Below are 16,816 nucleotides of genomic sequence, written 5' to 3'. Positions count from 1 at the left end.
GGGGCGGCTCCGTCACAGCAATACCGAGCAGCTAGGAGAGGACGCAGCATGAGTGCGCCGCAGATCGAAGACGTACTCGCGCTGAGCCCGCTGCAGGAGGGGCTGTTCTCGCTCTCCCGGCTCACGGGCACCGAGATCGACCTGTACACGATGCAATTCGTGGTCGATATCGACGGCCCGCTCGACACCGACCTGCTGCGCCGCAGTGCCCAGGCCATGCTGGATCGTCACCCGAACCTGCGTGCCGCGTTCTGGGATACCGATGTGCCGACACCGGTGCAGATCATTCCGTCGCGCGCGGAGCTGCCGTGGACCGAACGTGACGCGCAGTCAACGGAATTCGACTCGATCGCCGAATCCGAGCGCCGCGTGCCGTTCGTGTTGAGCCGTGGTCCCGCGCTGCGCGTGCTGCTGCTCGACGTCACCGACGCGCCGGAGCCGCGCAGGCGGATGATCCTGACCGCGCACCACATCCTCATGGACGGCTGGGCGGTCGCGGTGTTCTTCACCGAGCTGCTCGCCGTCTACCGGGCGGGCGGCACCCTCGACGGGTTGCCCGCGCCGCGTCCCTACCGGGACTACATCGGCTGGCTCGGCGCCCAGGACCACGACGCCGCTGCCCGCCGGTGGGCCGAGTATCTGCGGCAGGTCAGCGCGCCGCTGGTGCTGGCCGACGGCACCGGTGGCACCGGTGTGCCCCAGACCACGCGACTCCGATTGTCCGCGACGGAGACCGAGCAGCTTCAACAGTGGGCGCGCGCCAACGGCATGACGCTCAATACGGCCGTTCAGTTCGCCTGGACGCTGCTGCTGAGCCGCATCACCGATCGTCGCGACGTCGTCTACGGCACCACCATCTCCGGTCGCCCGGAAAAGCTGACCGGCGTCGAAGGCATGGTCGGCCTGTTCATCAACACTGTCCCGGTGGTGCATCGCCTCGATCCCGCCGAGCCGGTCGTCGCGCAATGCGCCCGCCTGCAACGTGATTCGGCCACCATGCGCGACATCGGTTATCTCAGTCTGTCGACCCTGCAGCGCGCGGCGGGCCACGGCGCCCTGTTCGACACCCTGTTCGTCTTCGAGAACGCCCCCATCGACGACGCCATCCAGACGGTCACCGCCCCCGACGGTGCTCGGTTCCGCCCGATCGAGATGGAAAGCCTCGCCCACTACCCGCTCACGGTCGTCTCGCACCTGAGCGAGGGCGAACTACTCGTCCTGGTCGAAGCGATCCCCGCCCTCCTCGGCCACCTCGACCCCGCCGACCTCGGCGCCCGCATGCTCACCATCCTGCGCACCCTGCCGACCCTCGACGCCACCGCGACCCCCGAGGCGATCGACCTGCTCACTCCCGCCGAGCACGCCGAACTCCTGGGCGCCGCAACGGATATCACCCCGGCTCCGACTGCCACTCCCTGGGAGCTGTTCGCGCAGCAGACCGCCGCGACCCCGGACGCGATCGCCCTCACCACCACCGCCGGCGAGGTTTTCACCTACCGCGCGCTGCACGCCGAGGCCTGCCGAATGGCGGACGAGTTCGTCACCCACGGCGTCGGGCCGGAAACCATTGTCGCCCTGATGCTCCCGCGTAGTCCTCGTTCGATTATCGCCATCTTGGCGACGTTCGCCGCGGGCGCCGCCTACGTCCCGGTCGACATCACGCTCCCTGCCGCTAGGATCGAATCGATTCTGCACCAGTCGAACCCGACCCTCGCCGTCGTCCTGGACAAGGATCGGACGCTGCTCGACGGATTCGTCTCCGAGGGCGATCAAGGGTCGGTGCCGGTGTTGGCGCTCGATGAGCCCGCGGTCGTAGCGCGGATCGCGGCCCGGCCCGCACAAGCCCCCGTCGTGCGTCGCGAACTCGATCACAGCGCCTACATCATCTTCACCTCCGGCTCGACCGGCGAACCCAAGGGCGTTGTCGGCACCAATGCCGCGCTGAGCGGGTATTTCGCCGATCACCTGGAGCGTTTCTACCGCCCGGCGATGGCCAAGCTCGGCCGACCCCTGCGGATCGCCCACGCCTGGTCGCTCGGCTTCGACGCCTCCTGGCAGCCCATGGTCGGCTTCTTCGCCGGCCAGGCCCTGCACCTGTTCGACGCCGACGAAATGCGTGACGCGCACCGAATCGTCTCGGGGATGGCCGAATTCGACATCGACATGATCGACACGACCCCGTCGATGCTCGCCCAGCTGGCGGCGGCGGGCCTGCTCGATCGCGCGCTGTCGGTGCTCGCCCTCGGCGGCGAGGCCATCGACACCGCCCTGTGGGCGCGACTGCGTGCGCTCCCCGGCACGGCTGTGTACAACTGCTACGGCCCCACCGAAACCACCGTCGAAGCCGTGGTCGCGCCCGTCGCCACCTCGGAAATTCCCACGATCGGCACCGCCAACGGCGGCATGGTCGGCTACGTCCTCGACTCCCAGCTGCGCCCGGTTCCGCTGGGCATCGTCGGCGAGCTGTACCTGTCCGGTGTGCAGCTGGCCCGCGGCTACCTCGGCAAGCCCGCCATCACCGCGGACCGTTTCGTCGCCGACCCCACCCGCCCCGGCGAGCGCATGTACCGCACCGGCGACCTCGTACGCAGGCTCCCCGGCGGTCGCTTCGGCTACCTCGGCCGCGCCGATGCCCAGGTGAAGGTGCGTGGCTATCGCATCGAGGTCGGCGAGATCGAGACCGCGCTGCGCCGCTCCGCCGACATCGACACCGCCGCAGTGACCGTGGTGCGCCGAGCCGGTGGCGCGTCGCTGGTCGGCTTCGTAGTCGGCAAAGCCGGTCGTGCGGTGATCGTCAGCCGGGTGCGCGCCGATCTCGCACAGCGCTTGCCCGCGTACATGATTCCCGCGCGCATCGTCGTCATGGATCAGCTGCCGGTGAACGTCAACGGCAAACTGGACAGTCATGCGCTGAACGAGCTCGCCGAGCAGTCGCTTTCGGCTGCCGACAGCAACGCCGCCGCCGAGACCCCCACCGAGATCGCGCTGAGCGAGCTCTTCGCCGAAATCTTCGACGGCCGTGCCCCCGGCATCGACGCCGACTTCTACGAACTGGGCGTCGACTCCATCGTGGCGATTTCCCTGGTCAACAAGGCCCGTCGCCGCGGCCTGGCCCTCAACCCGCGAATGGTGCTGGCCTGCCCGACAATTCGCGAACTGGCGGCCGCAGTCGACGACGCACCGGCCGCTGCGGCGCAATCCGGCGCCGACGCCTACGGTGTGGTCCCGCCGCTACCGGTCGTCTCCTGGATGTACGAATACGGCAACTACCGCCGCTTCACCCAAACCGCACTGCTGCGCCTGCCGGCCGGGATCGACCGCGCGGCACTGGAAGCCACCCTCCAAGCCTTGCTCGACGCGCACGACACCCTGCGCGCGGTCCTCACCGACACCACCGACGGGCCGTGCATGGTCACCCGGGCGCCTGGCGTGGTGAACGCCGCCGACCTCGTCATCGAGGCGCCCAGCGGACTAGCCGGCGCCGAACTGAGCACGGCCATCACCGAATTTGCGCGGATCGCCAACGACGCGATCGATCCGCGCACGGGCGACATGGTGCGCGCGGTGTGGTTCTCGGCCGCTGATTCCGAATCGGTTGCCGGCGACATCCTGTTGCTCGCCGTGCACCACCTCGCTGTCGATGTCGTGTCCTGGCACATCATGCTCGACGCCCTGGCCGCCGCCTGGCAGCAGGTCCAAGCAGGCGTAGCACCGAAGATGTTGCCCGAGTTCACCTCCTACCGGCAGTGGTCCGAGTCCCTGTGGGAGCGCGCTTCCGAACCGGAAGTTCTCGCCCAGCGTGACTACTGGGCCACCCAGGTCCGCGAGCCCGATGCCGCGCTCGGCACCCGCCACCCCGCACCGGCCACCGACACCTGGTCCAGCCTGCGCGTCAGCACGGTAGCGACCCCGGTCGCGGTCACCGAACGCCTCCTCGCCCGCGTCGGCAAGGACGAGGGTGTCCGCGAGTTCCTCCTCACCGCCCTCACCATGACCATGGCCTCACTGCACGCCGACAACGGAAACAACCCCGCCGCAGGCGCATTGATCGCGATGGAAGGGCACGGTCGCGCCGACGACACCCTCGGCACCGACACCGCCAACACCCTCGGCTGGTTCACCAGCGTCTTCCCCGTCCGCCTCGGCGTCGGTGACGATGCGGTGGATGTCGCACGTGCACAAGCGAACCCAGCTGCTGCTCGCACTCTGCTCGACTCGGTCTCGTCCCACCTGCGCGAAATCCCCAACCAGGGCCTGGACTACGGCCTCCTCCGCTACGTTAACCGCGCCGCGGAACTTCGCACCGCCGCCGAACCCCAGGTCGAATTCAACTATCTCGGCCGAATCGACCTCAGCGGCAACGAGTCCGACCCCTGGTCCCTCCTGGTCGGCGAACACGACCAAGCCCTACCCCTCGACCCCGAACCCGACCTTCCCCTGCGCTATGCGATAGACGTCATCGCAGGCATCGGCACCACCCCCGATGGCCCAGCCCTGACCACCAACTTCCGCTGGAGCGCGTCCCTGTTCACCGAAGCCAAGGCCGCGCGCTTCGCCGAACTCTGGGAGCAGGCGGTCATCACTCTCGCCGACGTAGTGGACGGGTAGGCGGACCATCGAGGGGACCGAGCCGATCCCCGCCTGCGATTGACCCAGCAACGACGCGCCGGCTGCACCCATGTGTGGATGCGGCATCGGCGCAGCTCAGATAGACGGCGGTCGCCACGCCGCAATCAGGTCGGTGGGGCTGAAGGTGGCGGCGAGGTGGTCGGTGGAGACGCCGGAGCGGCTGACGGCGATCAAGGGGACAGGTCCATCAGTCAGCCGGAGGCGGTGGTTCTGCAGTGCGGTGAGGTCATGGATGTCGAAGGGGGAGTTCTCGAGCCATTTGATGGAACCGAGAAAGGCCAACTCCTTGGCGACGGGTTCCCGGTCGGCGCCAACGATGTCGATCTCTACGTCGTTGGTACGAGTCCAATACCCGCCGAGCGCGGCGACAGCGGGGATACCTTTGGCTGGGAGGAGTCGGGCGAGGGAGTCGCGGATCAGAGGTTCCACCGCACGGCCGCGCCAACTTGTCCAGCCGCGGCGGATCCGATCCACGGTCAGGTCGCCGCGCAGGCGATCCAGTTCTGGGAGGTAGGGACCGAGAAAGGCGAGCCAGAACCGTAGGTAGGAGTCGGTGATCCGGTAACGGCGTTCCTTCGACGGGGTCAGGCTGATCGGTAGCTCCGCGGCCACGATTCCCTTGTCTACCAAGAGATTCAGTGCGCGGGTGAGACTCGTGCCGGCAAGACCGCCGGCGGCACGGGCGATATTGGTGAAGGTTCGTTCGCCGCTGCCTATCGCAGACAAGACCTGCCGTGCCAACGTCTGATCGGGAAATTCGGCCGCCAGGGACAACTGCGCGGAGACGATCAGCGGGCTGACCGGGTCGGCGAGTTCTCTCATCAAGAACTCCCACACGTCCTCGCCTGCGCGCCATCGTGCGCAGATGATGGGCAAACCGCCCGTGATCAGGGTGGCATCGAAGGCTGCGGCGGCATCGGAGCCGGTCATCGCCGCGACATCGGCAGGGTTGAGCGGACCCAAGCGCATCTCGGTGCCGCGCTGATGAAACGGGCGGCCATACGACGTGAGCGCGGCCATCATGGCGAGATCGGAACCGATCAGGATCAACAGAACCGGTTTGCGGCACAGTTCGCGGTCCCATGCGCGCTGCAAGACACTCTCGAACGCGCCGGACTCATCCATCAGATACGGCAACTCGTCGAGAACGACGATGCTCGGCTCGTCGTCGGGCAGAATGCCGGCGAGCTGTCGCAGGGCCGCGGTCCAGTTGGCCGGCAAGGCCTCGTCGAAGATCTCGGCAGCGGGCAGTGAGGAATGTGCGACCGTGTCCGAGAACTCTTTCAGCGGGTCGGTTCCGAGTCCGATCTCACTGGTGTAGAACACATTTGGCACACCACTGCGCTGAGTGAACTCCTCGATCAAGGCAGACTTACCGATGCGGCGGCGGCCGCGAAGGATCAGGCAACACCCCGGTTTCGAGGTTCCGATCGCGGAACGGACGCCGGACAGGGCGCCGTCCAGAGAGTGCAGTTCGCGCCATCGCCCGACGAAGTCCATCGCACCTCTTAGTATCATTGATGATAGTAACATCGATGATACCTCCATATATGGGTGTTGTCGGCGCTGACGTGCAACTATCGACGTTCGGTGAATATCGCGATGTGGTTGGCCAGGCGGTGTTGGAGTTCGGTGGGTGGGCCGGGGATGACGGTGAAGTTGTCGGTGTCGTGGTGCTGGATGAGGTAGCGGCCGTCGTTCGGATAGTCCAGCCAGAGAAAGGCTTTGCCGTCGGTGGTGGGGCGCGAGTCCACCTGGAAGCCGGGGTAGACGGTGATCTCGCCGGTGCCGGTTCGGGGGCGGCGGAAGAATCGTTGCGTCTGTTCGACGGGGGACAGGCGGGTGGGGTGGCGGGCGTAGGTGGGTGCGTCGAGGTCGCTGCGTCTGCCTTCGAAGCGTGGTGTCGAACCACCTTGTGCGCGAGGCAGTTTCGCGACGATGGTGGCGGACAAGTCGGCCAGCGGCACAATGCTCAAGGCGATATCTCCGCCTTGCTCGCGAGTGAGTCCTGATGCTTGGAACGCCAAGGCCGCGTGGTCCTCGATGATTCCGGCATATACGCGGACGGCCTCGGACTGGCCAGGTCCGTGCAAACCCTCGATCTCGACGCGGACCTCTGGCTCGAGCAGAGCACGAAATACCTTGTGCAGACCGTCGTCGTAGGCCTGTCGCAGTCTGGCGAAGGCCGCCTCGCGCCGCTCCTGGTGGATCTCGTGGGTTTCGGCGAACTCGGGTCGGAAGGTCAGCGGGTACGGCAGGCGGTCACGACCATGGGCTTCGAACCCGACCGCGAACGCGTGTGGGTCGAGCTGCCAGCTCGTGTGTCGATCCGCGACGGCGGGCGCCTGGGTCCAGCTCACCCGCCGATCACCCCACCCGTCGGAAGAGCCGGCGGAAGCAGACCGATGAGTTCGTCTTCGCGATCCTGGATGAGGTAGTCCGGAATGGCGTGCTCGTCCTCGTCTTCGCCTTTGCCGCCGCCACGGCCGCCGCCCATCATGCCGGGCATACCACTCATGCCCCTACCACCAGCGGCGCTGCCAGCTCCCGCGCGGTTACCTGCCGCCCCTGCGGCCGCGCCCGCACCGCCTGGAGTGCCCGGCACGGCGGCACCTGGTGTGGCCGCGCTCGGCGTACCTGATCCGGGTGAGCCAGAGCCCGGCGAACCTGATCCGGGTGATCCGGGTGAACCGCCGCCGGGTGTGGTCGGGGTCGGGGTGCCGGTTCCGGCAGGTGTGGTCGCGGCAGGCGTGGTGGCCGCTGGGTCAGTGGCGCTGGGGTCGGTGGCGCTGGGGTCGGTGGAATCGTCGCCGGTGCCGTCGTCGCTCTGGTCGTCGCCGGGGTCGGTCGTCTGTGGCTCAGCTGTTGTCGGATCCTGTTGTGTGCCAGCGAGATCTGTTGACGGGGTCCCGCCGTTATTGCCGTTGTTGTTGCCGTTGGAGCCCCCGTTGTTGCCGTTGCCTCCGGTATCGGGGACGCCACCCGGGTCGCCGATGTTGTTGTGGGGGAGGGGCAGGATCGGAGTCTGTTTGTCGACGGTGATCGAGCCGGGCTGGTAGGTGCCGATCATGAAGAGCCTGGCGTCCTCTTCGGCCTCGTTGGCGCGATGCTTTGCTGCTTTGACCACGCCATTGCCCGGAATGCTACCGATGAACTCGTCGAAGTCGGAGACTTCCTCCGGCTTCGGAATGGCGATCTTCGCCTGTCCGAGAACACCTTCCATGTAGTCGATGCCGTTGGCGACCATCTGGAACGTGGTGGGCAGCTTCGCGGCTTCGGCGGTATAACTCTTCACCCCGTCGATCGCCGAGTTTCCGGATGCGCCCGACCATTTCTCGGACAGCACGCGCTCGAAGCTCGTCCGATAGTTGTTGACCGCGGTCTCGGTTCCCGTAGTCAGGCGCCGCCACGCGTCCGCGCTGGCATTGATCTGGCCGGCATCGACACCGGACTGACCGTCCTTGCCGCGCAACGCATCCCAGATCTGCTGATGCGACCACGTGCTGAATGCCTCGGGAGAGACTTTCTGTCCCTCCATGGTCACCGCTGTGCCGGCCAGCAACCTCGACATCTCGTCGCCGATGATGCTGCGATCGCCCTCCCACGCCTGCTTGCCGTCATTGTCGAGCTGGCTGCGGTCGTCGTCAGCGTTACTGGACTGGTCGTGGTTGTCCAAGATCTTGAAGCCGCCGAGCGTTCCCACGTGGAAAACGGTCATGCCTATCGTTTCGAGAGGATCCCAGAACCCCATCAGATGCTCGCCCCCGTCGCGCCGAGAGCGCCCGCAGTCTGCTGGTCGACAGCTTGTAGTTTGCCGATGGCAGCGAGGAAGGTGTCGCGCTGGTCGCGGGCGATGGCGATGTGCTGGTCCAGGCGTTTCACCGCGGAGTCGTCGGGATCGCCGCCACCCCCGGCCACTGCTTTGGCTTCGTACTTGGCGCGGATTGTGTCGGCTGAGGGGAGGCTGCCCCAGCCGGACATGCGGTTGAGGTTCCCCGCGTCATCCTTTTGGATCTCCAGGTCCGAGATGTACTTGCTGACGACGTCCGCGATCGCTTGGCCGAGGTCTTCATCGATCTTGAACTCGCCGCTGATCGCCTGTGCCTTCATGTCTCGCCAATAGGTGGCGTGATCCTGAGTCATGTTCCCTCCCTGATACTTACTTCGGCAGATGCGGTTCGAGAGCGGTCGCATACTGCTCCGCCATGACGCATACGTCGCCGACCCGCGGACCTTCGGTGCTCAACCACGACGTCCGGACCTCGAACATGCCTTGCTCAGCCTCGAAGGACGCGATACAGGCATCGGGATCCTCCTTCTCCTTCGAGATGAGACCGGACCGCCCATTCACAGTGGTATCGCGGATGACGACCGCGCTGTCCTTCTTCCGGGCTTCGTCGAGCGTGTGGCTGGTAGAGAAGACGCTCACGCGCCGCTTACCGGATCCATACCTGTCGTCGAGTGGTAGCCACCCGCAGATACGCCATGCAGACACCCCCGTCGGCGGGTCTGTCGTGATGCCCTTGGTCGCCGGATCGAGGCCTACCTCGCGCAGAACCTCATCCGACAACGCCCCCCGACACGGATTGAACACCTCGATACTGTCCGGATCCCGCACCGTAGTCGTAGGCCCAGCCGACCCGTCCTCAGTCCCCCCACACCCCGCAAGCACAGCCGCCCCGACCACACCACAGACCACAGCCCGCATCACCACAACGCTTCGCACAGCACTCCTACCTGGTCGACACGGCAGCAACCCGCCTACATCAACTTAGACGCACCCCGAAGCTGATCGGTTCCATCCCATCACAAGCAATCGTTACCAGCTGGTGCTGGGTGAGCCAAGTAGTGCCCGCGGCGGTGTAGCCGCACCGCACCTCGGCTCGTCCGTGCGCCCGCGCTGTGTTGGACCGAATGGAGCACCCAGGGGTGCCGGTGTCGTAACCATCCCTGCCCGCTTCCCCGCACCGAACCCCGATTTGCGTCCTCGGCCAACACGATTGGCCCCACGCCTGTTTCGGCGTGTGGCGATGTTGGACCCGGTCGAAGGTGTGCACTCCCGAACCGACCAGGTGCGTACGTGCGAGGCGCACGACGAAGGTGCTCGCAGGAGGCTGGGTGTCAGGGTTGTCTGTCCCTCGGTCGGGCTCTCCGATAACGACCGACAGGAGCGGCCAGGCCCAGGACACGACACAGACAGCCCGTCGTCAGGGCAGAGTTCACCCCTGAAACGACGAAAGCCCGACGCATGGAGCGTCGAGCCGTTGCATGTAGGATTTCACCCTACGGTGCGAACAGCTACTGACTGTTTCGTACCCAGGCCGTTCGGTGAGCGCCAACTCGCCGGGCGGCCGTTCTTGTTTGTGTGACGCTACACACTCCCGCTCGCACTAGCAACTAACGAGTTCCCGCTCTGGCCAGGGACTTCCGTGTGAACGGGTGCCCAGGCGATCGCTGGGGCACCCGGCGCGCTCGGGCGAAACCGTCAGGCGCGGGTCAGCGGGCGGGGGAGCCCACGATGATGCTGCCGACGTTGCACTCTTCGAGTTCGTCGAGGCCGGTGGCCGACGCGAAGGCGGAGGTGTCGCTGAAGCCCTGGGCGACGACGCCGAGGTTCATGGCGGTGGCGGTGAGGTAGACGGTCTGCATGAGGACGCCTACGTGTTTGAGGATGTTGGCGTAGGCGACCTGTTCGTAGCTCCACATGACGCGGCCCGCGCGGGCCGAAACCAGTAGCAGGACTTGGGGTTGGGCGCCGCCTGCCAGGGTTGCGGAGGTGGATTTCAGGAGCTTCTGGACGGCGGGGGATTCGGCGGGGGCTACCTGGCGCAGGGCGTGGTCGGCCGAATCGTAGTGGTACATGCCGTTTTCCAGGCCTGCGACGTTGCGCACCACGGGGTAGATCTCGAGTTCGTAGGCCTCGCCGCCGGAGGGGTAGGGACGGGAGCCGTCTTCGCGGGTGCGGGCGGTGCGGAACAGCAACTCGCCCAATTGAACCGAGGTGATGGGGGTGGCGTCGTCGAAGGCGCGGGTGGAGACGCGGTCTTCGATGGTGGCGGCCAGGCTCGGGTCGTCGACGCGCAGCGACACCAGGTCGGGCTTCGCGAGGGCGGTCGGGGCACCGTCGAATGTCGCACGGCGCGCGGGCAATTCGGGGAACTGGCCGTCGGCCCAGCGGGTGGGGCCGAAGTCGTCCCAGGTGATCGTCCGGGCGCCGAGGGTGCTGCGGCGGTGGAACCACAGGTCGGGGGTGTTCCAGGAGCGGGTGGTGAACTCGCGTTCTTCCTCGTCGCCGTCGACCAGGAAGCCGCACCACTGCAGGTCGGCCATGAACTGGGTTTTCACGGCGGCGGGGACCGGGGAGTCGGCGGCGAGGGGGCCGTCGAGCAGGGCAAGCAGTCGCGGGTCGTGGATGCGCAGGTCACACCAGGACCGCGGGTGTTCGAGGACGAAGCCCTGGTTGTCGCGATGCAGGACGGCGAATTTCGACAGTGTCGCCGACCAGGTGGGCAGGGCCACCTCGGGGCGTGGGGCCGGGTCGGCGAAGGGGCGGATGCTGTAGAGGTCGCGGCCGCCGTCGCGGACCGTCACCGAGAGCCAGCCGCCGTCGGTGAGCTTGCGCATCAGGGCGGTGATGTCGTCGCCCGCCGCCGCGGTCGCCATTTCCGCCGCTGTCGCCGGGCCCTGGTTCAGGGTTTTCAGCGCCTGCAACGCACCCGCGCCCAGACCGGTGAGCTTCTCGTTGCGCGGCGGGTTCAGCAGCACCGCGCCCGCGGGAGTCGTCAGGCAGGTGACACCGGCGCGCAGCGCGAATCGGGTCTGGGCGGGGTATGCGGAGGCGAGCACGGCGAATCCTTGCTGGGTCGAACGGATTTGGGCCTATTTCGAAGCAGCGGCGAACGCGGGCTCCAGCTTGTCCAGCATGTACGGCACCGACAGGGCGCTCGGCTGGTTGATCGCGCTGATCTCCTGCGTGGTCAGGAACACGACCGAACCCTTGCGCACCGACGGCAGATCGGCGTAACCCGGCAGCTGCCGGTACTTCTCGTCGAGGCCGGGGGAGTAGCCGGCCAGCAGCAGGTCGGCGGTGAGCTCGTCGACCCGCTCCGGCGACAAGGCCAGGCGGCCCTGATTGGCGGGCAGGGCGGTGAGGTTGGCCGGGATGCCCATGCCGAGCGCGGTGAACACCTTGGCCGAACCGTCGTTGGGGTCGGTGAGCACCATCAGCTGCGCGGGGCTCGCGAGCCAGGTGCTGGCGAAGGTCTTGCCCTTCAGGCCGGGGTTGGCGGTGACGATGGCGGCGACCTTGTCTTCGACCTTCTTGATCACCGCGCTCGCGTCGGACTCCTTGTGCAGCACCTTGCCCAGCGCGGTGATCTGGTCCTGCCACGGGGTGACAGCGTCCTTGGTGAGCGCGGGCAGGGTCGGGGCGACCTTGGACAGGTCGCCGTAGGTCTTCTGATCCGCGATGAACGGGTCGGCCAGAATCAGATCCGGCTCCAGCGCCGCGACCTGCTCGGCGATACTGCCGGTGGTGTTGAGCGCGGTGGCCTGCTTCAGGGACTCCGGCGTCCACGGCGGGGTGCTCTTGGAGACGGCGGAGACGTTGTCGATATAGCCGACGGGCACCACGCCGAGGGCGAGAGAGCTGTCGAGCCACTGGTTACCGAGGGCGACGATCTTCTTCGGGGTGCCGGGGACGGTGGTCTCGCCGCGGGCGTGGGTGATGGTCACCGCTTCGCCCGCGGTGGACTCCTCATCGGTGGAACCGCAGGCGACGACACCGAAGGCGAGGGCACCGGCGAGCGCGGTCAGCGCCGCGCGTCGCCAGCCGCGCGAAGTCCGAACAGTCGTCATGGGGTGCACCCTCCGTAGAGCAAGTTCCAGCGTAAATCAGCCTAGGCTAACCTACGTCACTTTTCGGTGGTTACTCGATGGTCGAAGGCGCGTGCCGCATGTCGGGCGCGGGCGCTGACGCCGGGTTAGACTGCGCCGAATTTCGGCCTTCGTGGGATGGGAAGCGTGCGTGGAGACGTCTAGAGACTGGAGCGTCGAGTGGTTCGAGAGTCTGAAATGGCTCGGGATCGCCTTCCTCATCACCGCAGTGGCATTCGTGGTGATCGCCGCACTGTTGCTCAGGCTGACGAAGTGGGGTCGCCAGTTCTGGTACGTCAGCGGTGATTACTTCCGTGGCCCCGGAGCCTGGCGCACTTGGCTTTTCATCGCGGCACTGCTGTTCATGGCCCTGCTGACTGTCCGATTGAGCGTGCTGCTCAGCTACTGGGGCAACGACATGTTCGCCTCGTTCCAGCTCGCCGCCTCCGCGTTGAACTCCGGTGACGACGCGTCACTCTCGGACGCCAAGACCGGGTTCTGGAACTCCGCGAAGCTGTTCACTCTGTTGATCACCATCTGGACGGTCAAAGAGTTGGTGTACCTGTACGCCAAACTGGCCTTCGACATCCGCTGGCGGGTGTGGTTGACCGAGCGCGTCACCGGCGACTGGATGGAGGGCCGCGCCTTCTACCGGGCCCGGTTCATCGACAACACGATCGACAACCCCGACCAGCGAATCCAGGCCGATACCGACACGTTCACCGCGCAGTCCCGCGCACTGGCACTCGGCGCGGTGACGGCCGTCGTCTCGGTTGTGTCCTTCACCAAGGTCCTGTGGGATCTGTCGGGGCCGATGACCCTTCTCGGCGTCACCATTCCCCGGGCCGCGCTGGTCATCGTGATGACCTATGTCCTGGTGTCCACCGTGATCGCCTTCTGGATCGGCCACCCGCTGATCCGGATCAACTTCCTGCGAGAACGGACCACCGCCGATTTCCGTTACGCGCTGGTGCGGGTGCGTGACGCGGCGGAGAGCATCGCGTTCTACCGGGGTCAGGGCGTCGAACGGACCAACCTGCTCAGCCGATTCGCCGAGGTGATCCGGGTCCAGTGGGCCTACATCTACCGGTACATCAAGTTCACGGGTTGGAACTTCGTCGTCAGCCAATCCGCCTATCTCTTCCCGTATCTCATCCAGGCGCCGCGCTTCTTCAGTGGCTCGATCACCCTGGGTGGAATGAATCAGACGGCTACGGCCTTCAGGGAAATCCAGGACTCCCTGTCGTTCTTCCGTGAGTCCTACGACGACTTCGCCGAGTATCGAGCCTCCCTCATCCGTCTCGACGGTCTGCTGCTCGCCAGCAAGGAATCCCGTGCCCTCCCCAAGCTCGCCGCCGTCGACCTGGACGACGCCGTGCGCCTCGACAAGGTCGATGTCCGCAAGCCCGACGGTGAAGTGCTCATCGACGACCTGAATCTGCGGCTGGTCCCCAGTGACGCGTTGGTCGTCAAGGGTGCCTCGGGTACCGGGAAGACCACGTTGCTGCGCGCGCTCGCGCAGATGTGGCCGTACAGCGACGGTGAGATCAGCCGCCCCGCGGGCACTGAGACGTTGTTCCTGTCCCAGCTCCCCTATCTCCCGCTCGGGGATCTGCGGACCGCGGTCGAATACCCGGCCAAGTCCGAGGACGTCAGTGACGACAGGCTGCGCGAGGTCCTCGCCAAGGTCCACCTCGGCCATCTCGTTGACCGCCTCGACGAAGAGGACGACTGGGCGAAAATCCTGTCCCCGGGTGAGCAGCAGCGTTTGGCCTTCGCTCGCATCCTGCTGGTCCGGCCCAAGGTGGTCTTCCTCGACGAGGCCACCTCCGCCGTCGACGAGGGCCTGGAATACTCCCTCTACAAACTGATCCGCACCGAGGCTCCGGACACCATCGTGGTCTCGGTGGCCCACCGCAGCACCGTCGACCAGCACCACACCCAAGTCCTCACCCTCACGGGTGACGGTCCGTGGGAACTGGCACCGGTAGCGGGCTGATACAACCTCGACCTGGTCGAGTAGCGGCCGAGCGAAGCCCTGATCGGGCCTCGCTCGGCCGCTGTCGTCAGGAGGCGCTGCCCGAGCTACCCGTCGCCGGTTCGCAGGTCCGCTGCCCGCGTTCAGATCATCACCGTCGGCACCCAGGCCCTTCGAACTGTTTGGTCTGTATCGGGTCGGTAGGATTGCTGGCACGGTGACCGAGGGGGATGTCGTGGCGAAAATCTGGATAGTCGCGAGTGTCGTGCACTACGACGAGAAGGTGCTGCGGGAGATGCCTGATCGGCCGGGTGGGCGAACCCTCGCGCAGTGGCGAGAGCAGTTCGGCGGCTTCCGGGGGTCGGTCCCGATGCCGGGCGGCGGTACGGCCGAAATCTCACTCGCGGCCTTGGATGGGCTGTCCGATCACGCGTATATCGATCTCGCCTGGATTACCAGCACCGATGGCAAGTCGCCGACCGAATCGGAGTTCGTGCCCGGGCAGTATCTCTTGGCCGAGATCGACGATGAGTCCGGCGGCGGCTGACCGCGGTTCGGCACTCGTTACCCCGGCTCACCCGTGCGTCGAGTGAGTCGGCTGTGAACGGGTCGGCCTTGGCACCCCGGTTGGGATCGTCCCGGAGCTTCACCTACACTAGAACGGTTGCCTGCGGGAGCTATGCCCTCGCAATCCGGCAGTGAACCCCCAGTGGAAGGTATTTCCGCTGGCAGGCGCGCGTCCGGAGGGTGACTGACCATGTGCGTCGGGTCGGCAATCCGGCGTACGTATACATCCAGGTCCAGGAGGTGCTGAAGTGATTCAGCAGGAGTCGCGACTGCGCGTCGCCGACAACACCGGAGCGAAGGAAATCCTTTGCATCCGCGTGCTCGGTGGCTCGTCGCGTCGCTATGCCGGTATCGGTGACATCATCGTCGCCACCGTGAAGGACGCCATCCCCGGCGCCAACGTGAAGAAGGGCGACGTCGTCAAGGCTGTCGTCGTTCGCACCACCAAGGAGCGTCGTCGTCCGGACGGCTCCTACATCAAGTTCGACGAGAACGCTGCCGTGCTGATCAAGCCGGACAACGATCCTCGTGGCACCCGCATCTTCGGCCCGGTCGGCCGCGAGCTGCGTGACAAGCGCTTCATGAAGATCGTTTCGCTGGCCCCGGAGGTGCTCTGACTATGAAGGTGCACAAGGGTGACACCGTGCTCGTCATTTCGGGCAAGGACAAGGGCGCCAAGGGCAAGGTCATTCAGGCTTTCCCGGCGACCGGCAAGGTTCTCGTCGAAGGCGTGAACCGCATCAAGAAGCACGTCGCGGATTCCGCGAACCAGCGTGGCGCGTCCTCGGGTGGCATCGTCACCCAGGAAGCCCCCATCCAGGTTTCCAACGTGATGGTCGTCGACTCCGACGGTAACCCGACTCGCGTCGGCTACCGCACCGACGAAGAGTCCGGCAAGCGCGTCCGGATCTCCCGTAAAAACGGGAAGGACATCTGACATGACCACCTCTGAGCAGACTCAGCCCCGGCTGAAGGCGCGCTACCGCGCCGAGATCAAGGACGCGCTCAACGGCGAGTTCGAGTACGCCAACGTGATGCAGATCCCTGGCGTCGTCAAGGTCGTCGTGAACATGGGTGTCGGCGACGCCGCCCGTGACGCGAAGCTGATCAACGGTGCCGTCAAGGACCTCGAGCTGATCACCGGCCAGAAGCCCGAAATCCGTAAGGCCACCAAGTCGATCGCGCAGTTCAAGCTGCGTGAAGGCATGCCGATCGGCGCGAAGGTCACCCTTCGTGGCGACCGTATGTGGGAGTTCCTGGACCGTCTCGTGTCCATCGCACTGCCCCGTATCCGCGACTTCCGCGGCCTGTCGCCGAAGCAGTTCGACGGCAACGGCAACTACACGTTCGGCCTCAGCGAGCAGTCGATGTTCCATGAGATCGACGTGGATTCCATCGACCGCCCGCGCGGTATGGACATCACGGTTGTCACCACGGCGACCAACAACGAAGAAGGCCGCGCGCTGCTGAAGCACCTCGGCTTCCCGTTCAAGGAGAACTGAGCACATGGCTAAGAAAGCACTGCGCATCAAGGCCGAGGCGAAGCCGAAGTTCGCGGTTCGCGCCTACACCCGCTGCCAGCGTTGCGGTCGCCCGCACGCGGTCTACCGCAAGTTCGGCCTGTGCCGTATCTGCGTCCGCGAAATGGCGCACCGCGGTGAGCTCCCGGGCGTGCACAAGAGCTCCTGGTGAGCTCGCGCTCCTCGTGAGCGCATCTGCCGCCTAGGCGAATATCGAAGCAGGGCACGGACTTCCGACGGGAGTCCG

At 66.2% G+C, this 16,816-nt stretch carries 14 protein-coding genes; 7 read left to right on the top strand and 7 right to left on the bottom strand.

The annotated features are described in order from the left end of the window. The first annotated feature begins 48 nt into the window (after positions 1-48). A complete protein-coding gene (locus ACLJPD_RS19810) occupies positions 49-4,608 on the top strand; it encodes an amino acid adenylation domain-containing protein (RefSeq protein ID WP_410873969.1) in 4,560 nt (1,519 codons plus the stop codon). A gap of 96 nt (positions 4,609-4,704) precedes the next feature. Here ACLJPD_RS19810 and ACLJPD_RS19805 read toward each other — a convergent pair whose 3' ends face one another. From ACLJPD_RS19805 to ACLJPD_RS19775, 7 genes are all read right to left on the bottom strand, one after another. After that, positions 4,705-6,162 (bottom strand): ATP-binding protein, encoded by a 1,458-nt coding sequence (locus ACLJPD_RS19805; RefSeq protein WP_410873967.1) that lies wholly within the window; start codon positions 6,160-6,162, stop codon positions 4,705-4,707. A 44-nt stretch (positions 6,163-6,206) separates the two neighbouring features. After that, a complete protein-coding gene (locus ACLJPD_RS19800) occupies positions 6,207-6,989 on the bottom strand; it encodes an ESX secretion-associated protein EspG (RefSeq protein ID WP_410873966.1) in 783 nt (260 codons plus the stop codon). After that, positions 6,986-8,347, bottom strand: coding sequence for a PPE domain-containing protein (locus ACLJPD_RS19795; RefSeq protein WP_410873965.1), 1,362 nt, complete (start codon positions 8,345-8,347; stop codon positions 6,986-6,988). Before ACLJPD_RS19795 ends, ACLJPD_RS19800 begins: the two co-directional genes overlap by 4 nt. A 32-nt stretch (positions 8,348-8,379) precedes the next feature. Then, positions 8,380-8,772: a hypothetical protein gene (locus ACLJPD_RS19790; protein ID WP_410873963.1), complete on the bottom strand. Its 393-nt coding sequence runs from the start codon at positions 8,770-8,772 to the stop codon at positions 8,380-8,382. Positions 8,773-8,788: 16 nt separating this feature from the next. After that, positions 8,789-9,355, bottom strand: a complete 567-nt coding sequence (locus tag ACLJPD_RS19785; protein WP_410873961.1) for a DUF3558 domain-containing protein — start codon at positions 9,353-9,355, stop codon at positions 8,789-8,791. Positions 9,356-10,125: 770 nt separating this feature from the next. Continuing rightward, on the bottom strand, positions 10,126-11,475 hold the full coding sequence (locus ACLJPD_RS19780) for a SagB family peptide dehydrogenase (RefSeq protein WP_410873960.1): 1,350 nt from the start codon (positions 11,473-11,475) through the stop codon (positions 10,126-10,128). Positions 11,476-11,508: 33 nt separating this feature from the next. Beyond that, positions 11,509-12,486: an ABC transporter substrate-binding protein gene (locus ACLJPD_RS19775; protein WP_410873958.1), complete on the bottom strand. Its 978-nt coding sequence runs from the start codon at positions 12,484-12,486 to the stop codon at positions 11,509-11,511. 169 nt (positions 12,487-12,655) lie between these two features. Here ACLJPD_RS19775 and ACLJPD_RS19770 point away from each other — a divergent pair, with 169 nt between their 5' ends. The 6 genes from ACLJPD_RS19770 (at position 12,656) to ACLJPD_RS19745 (ending at position 16,741) form a co-directional block, all read left to right on the top strand. Further along, the gene (locus ACLJPD_RS19770; RefSeq protein WP_410873956.1) at positions 12,656-14,503 is read left to right on the top strand and encodes an ABC transporter ATP-binding protein/permease; all 1,848 of its coding nucleotides are present in this window, start codon (positions 12,656-12,658) and stop codon (positions 14,501-14,503) included. A gap of 196 nt (positions 14,504-14,699) precedes the next feature. Beyond that, the gene (locus tag ACLJPD_RS19765) at positions 14,700-15,029 is read left to right on the top strand and encodes a hypothetical protein (protein ID WP_194825884.1); all 330 of its coding nucleotides are present in this window, start codon (positions 14,700-14,702) and stop codon (positions 15,027-15,029) included. 268 nt (positions 15,030-15,297) lie between these two features. Then, a complete protein-coding gene (gene rplN / locus ACLJPD_RS19760; RefSeq protein ID WP_056818394.1) occupies positions 15,298-15,666 on the top strand; it encodes a 50S ribosomal protein L14 in 369 nt (122 codons plus the stop codon). 2 nt (positions 15,667-15,668) lie between these two features. After that, a complete protein-coding gene (gene rplX, locus ACLJPD_RS19755) occupies positions 15,669-15,986 on the top strand; it encodes a 50S ribosomal protein L24 (RefSeq protein ID WP_056818391.1) in 318 nt (105 codons plus the stop codon). Between the two features lies 1 nt (position 15,987). Next, positions 15,988-16,551, top strand: a complete 564-nt coding sequence (gene rplE / locus ACLJPD_RS19750) for a 50S ribosomal protein L5 (RefSeq protein WP_056818389.1) — start codon at positions 15,988-15,990, stop codon at positions 16,549-16,551. Positions 16,552-16,555: 4 nt separating this feature from the next. Then, positions 16,556-16,741 (top strand): type Z 30S ribosomal protein S14, encoded by a 186-nt coding sequence (locus ACLJPD_RS19745; RefSeq protein ID WP_056818387.1) that lies wholly within the window; start codon positions 16,556-16,558, stop codon positions 16,739-16,741. Positions 16,742-16,816: the final 75 nt, after the last annotated feature.

It is taken from the genome of Nocardia sp. A7, assembly GCF_046549215.1.
In the GTDB taxonomy this organism is placed as follows: Bacteria; Actinomycetota; Actinomycetes; order Mycobacteriales; family Mycobacteriaceae; genus Nocardia.
This window is presented reverse-complemented; position numbering and strand designations above follow the sequence as displayed.

Excerpts from the sequence above, each read along its gene's own strand:
- ACLJPD_RS19810 (WP_410873969.1), top strand. The coding sequence starts at position 49 with ATGAGTGCGCCGCAGATCGAAGACGTACTCGCGCTGAGCCCGCTGCAG.
- ACLJPD_RS19805 (WP_410873967.1), bottom strand. The coding sequence starts at position 6,162 with ATGTTACTATCATCAATGATACTAAGAGGTGCGATGGACTTCGTCGGG.
- ACLJPD_RS19795 (WP_410873965.1), bottom strand. The coding sequence starts at position 8,347 with ATGACCGTTTTCCACGTGGGAACGCTCGGCGGCTTCAAGATCTTGGAC.
- ACLJPD_RS19790 (WP_410873963.1), bottom strand. The coding sequence starts at position 8,772 with ATGACTCAGGATCACGCCACCTATTGGCGAGACATGAAGGCACAGGCG.
- ACLJPD_RS19775 (WP_410873958.1), bottom strand. The coding sequence starts at position 12,486 with ATGACGACTGTTCGGACTTCGCGCGGCTGGCGACGCGCGGCGCTGACC.
- rplX (WP_056818391.1), top strand. The coding sequence starts at position 15,669 with ATGAAGGTGCACAAGGGTGACACCGTGCTCGTCATTTCGGGCAAGGAC.
- rplE (WP_056818389.1), top strand. The coding sequence starts at position 15,988 with ATGACCACCTCTGAGCAGACTCAGCCCCGGCTGAAGGCGCGCTACCGC.
- ACLJPD_RS19745 (WP_056818387.1), top strand. The coding sequence starts at position 16,556 with ATGGCTAAGAAAGCACTGCGCATCAAGGCCGAGGCGAAGCCGAAGTTC.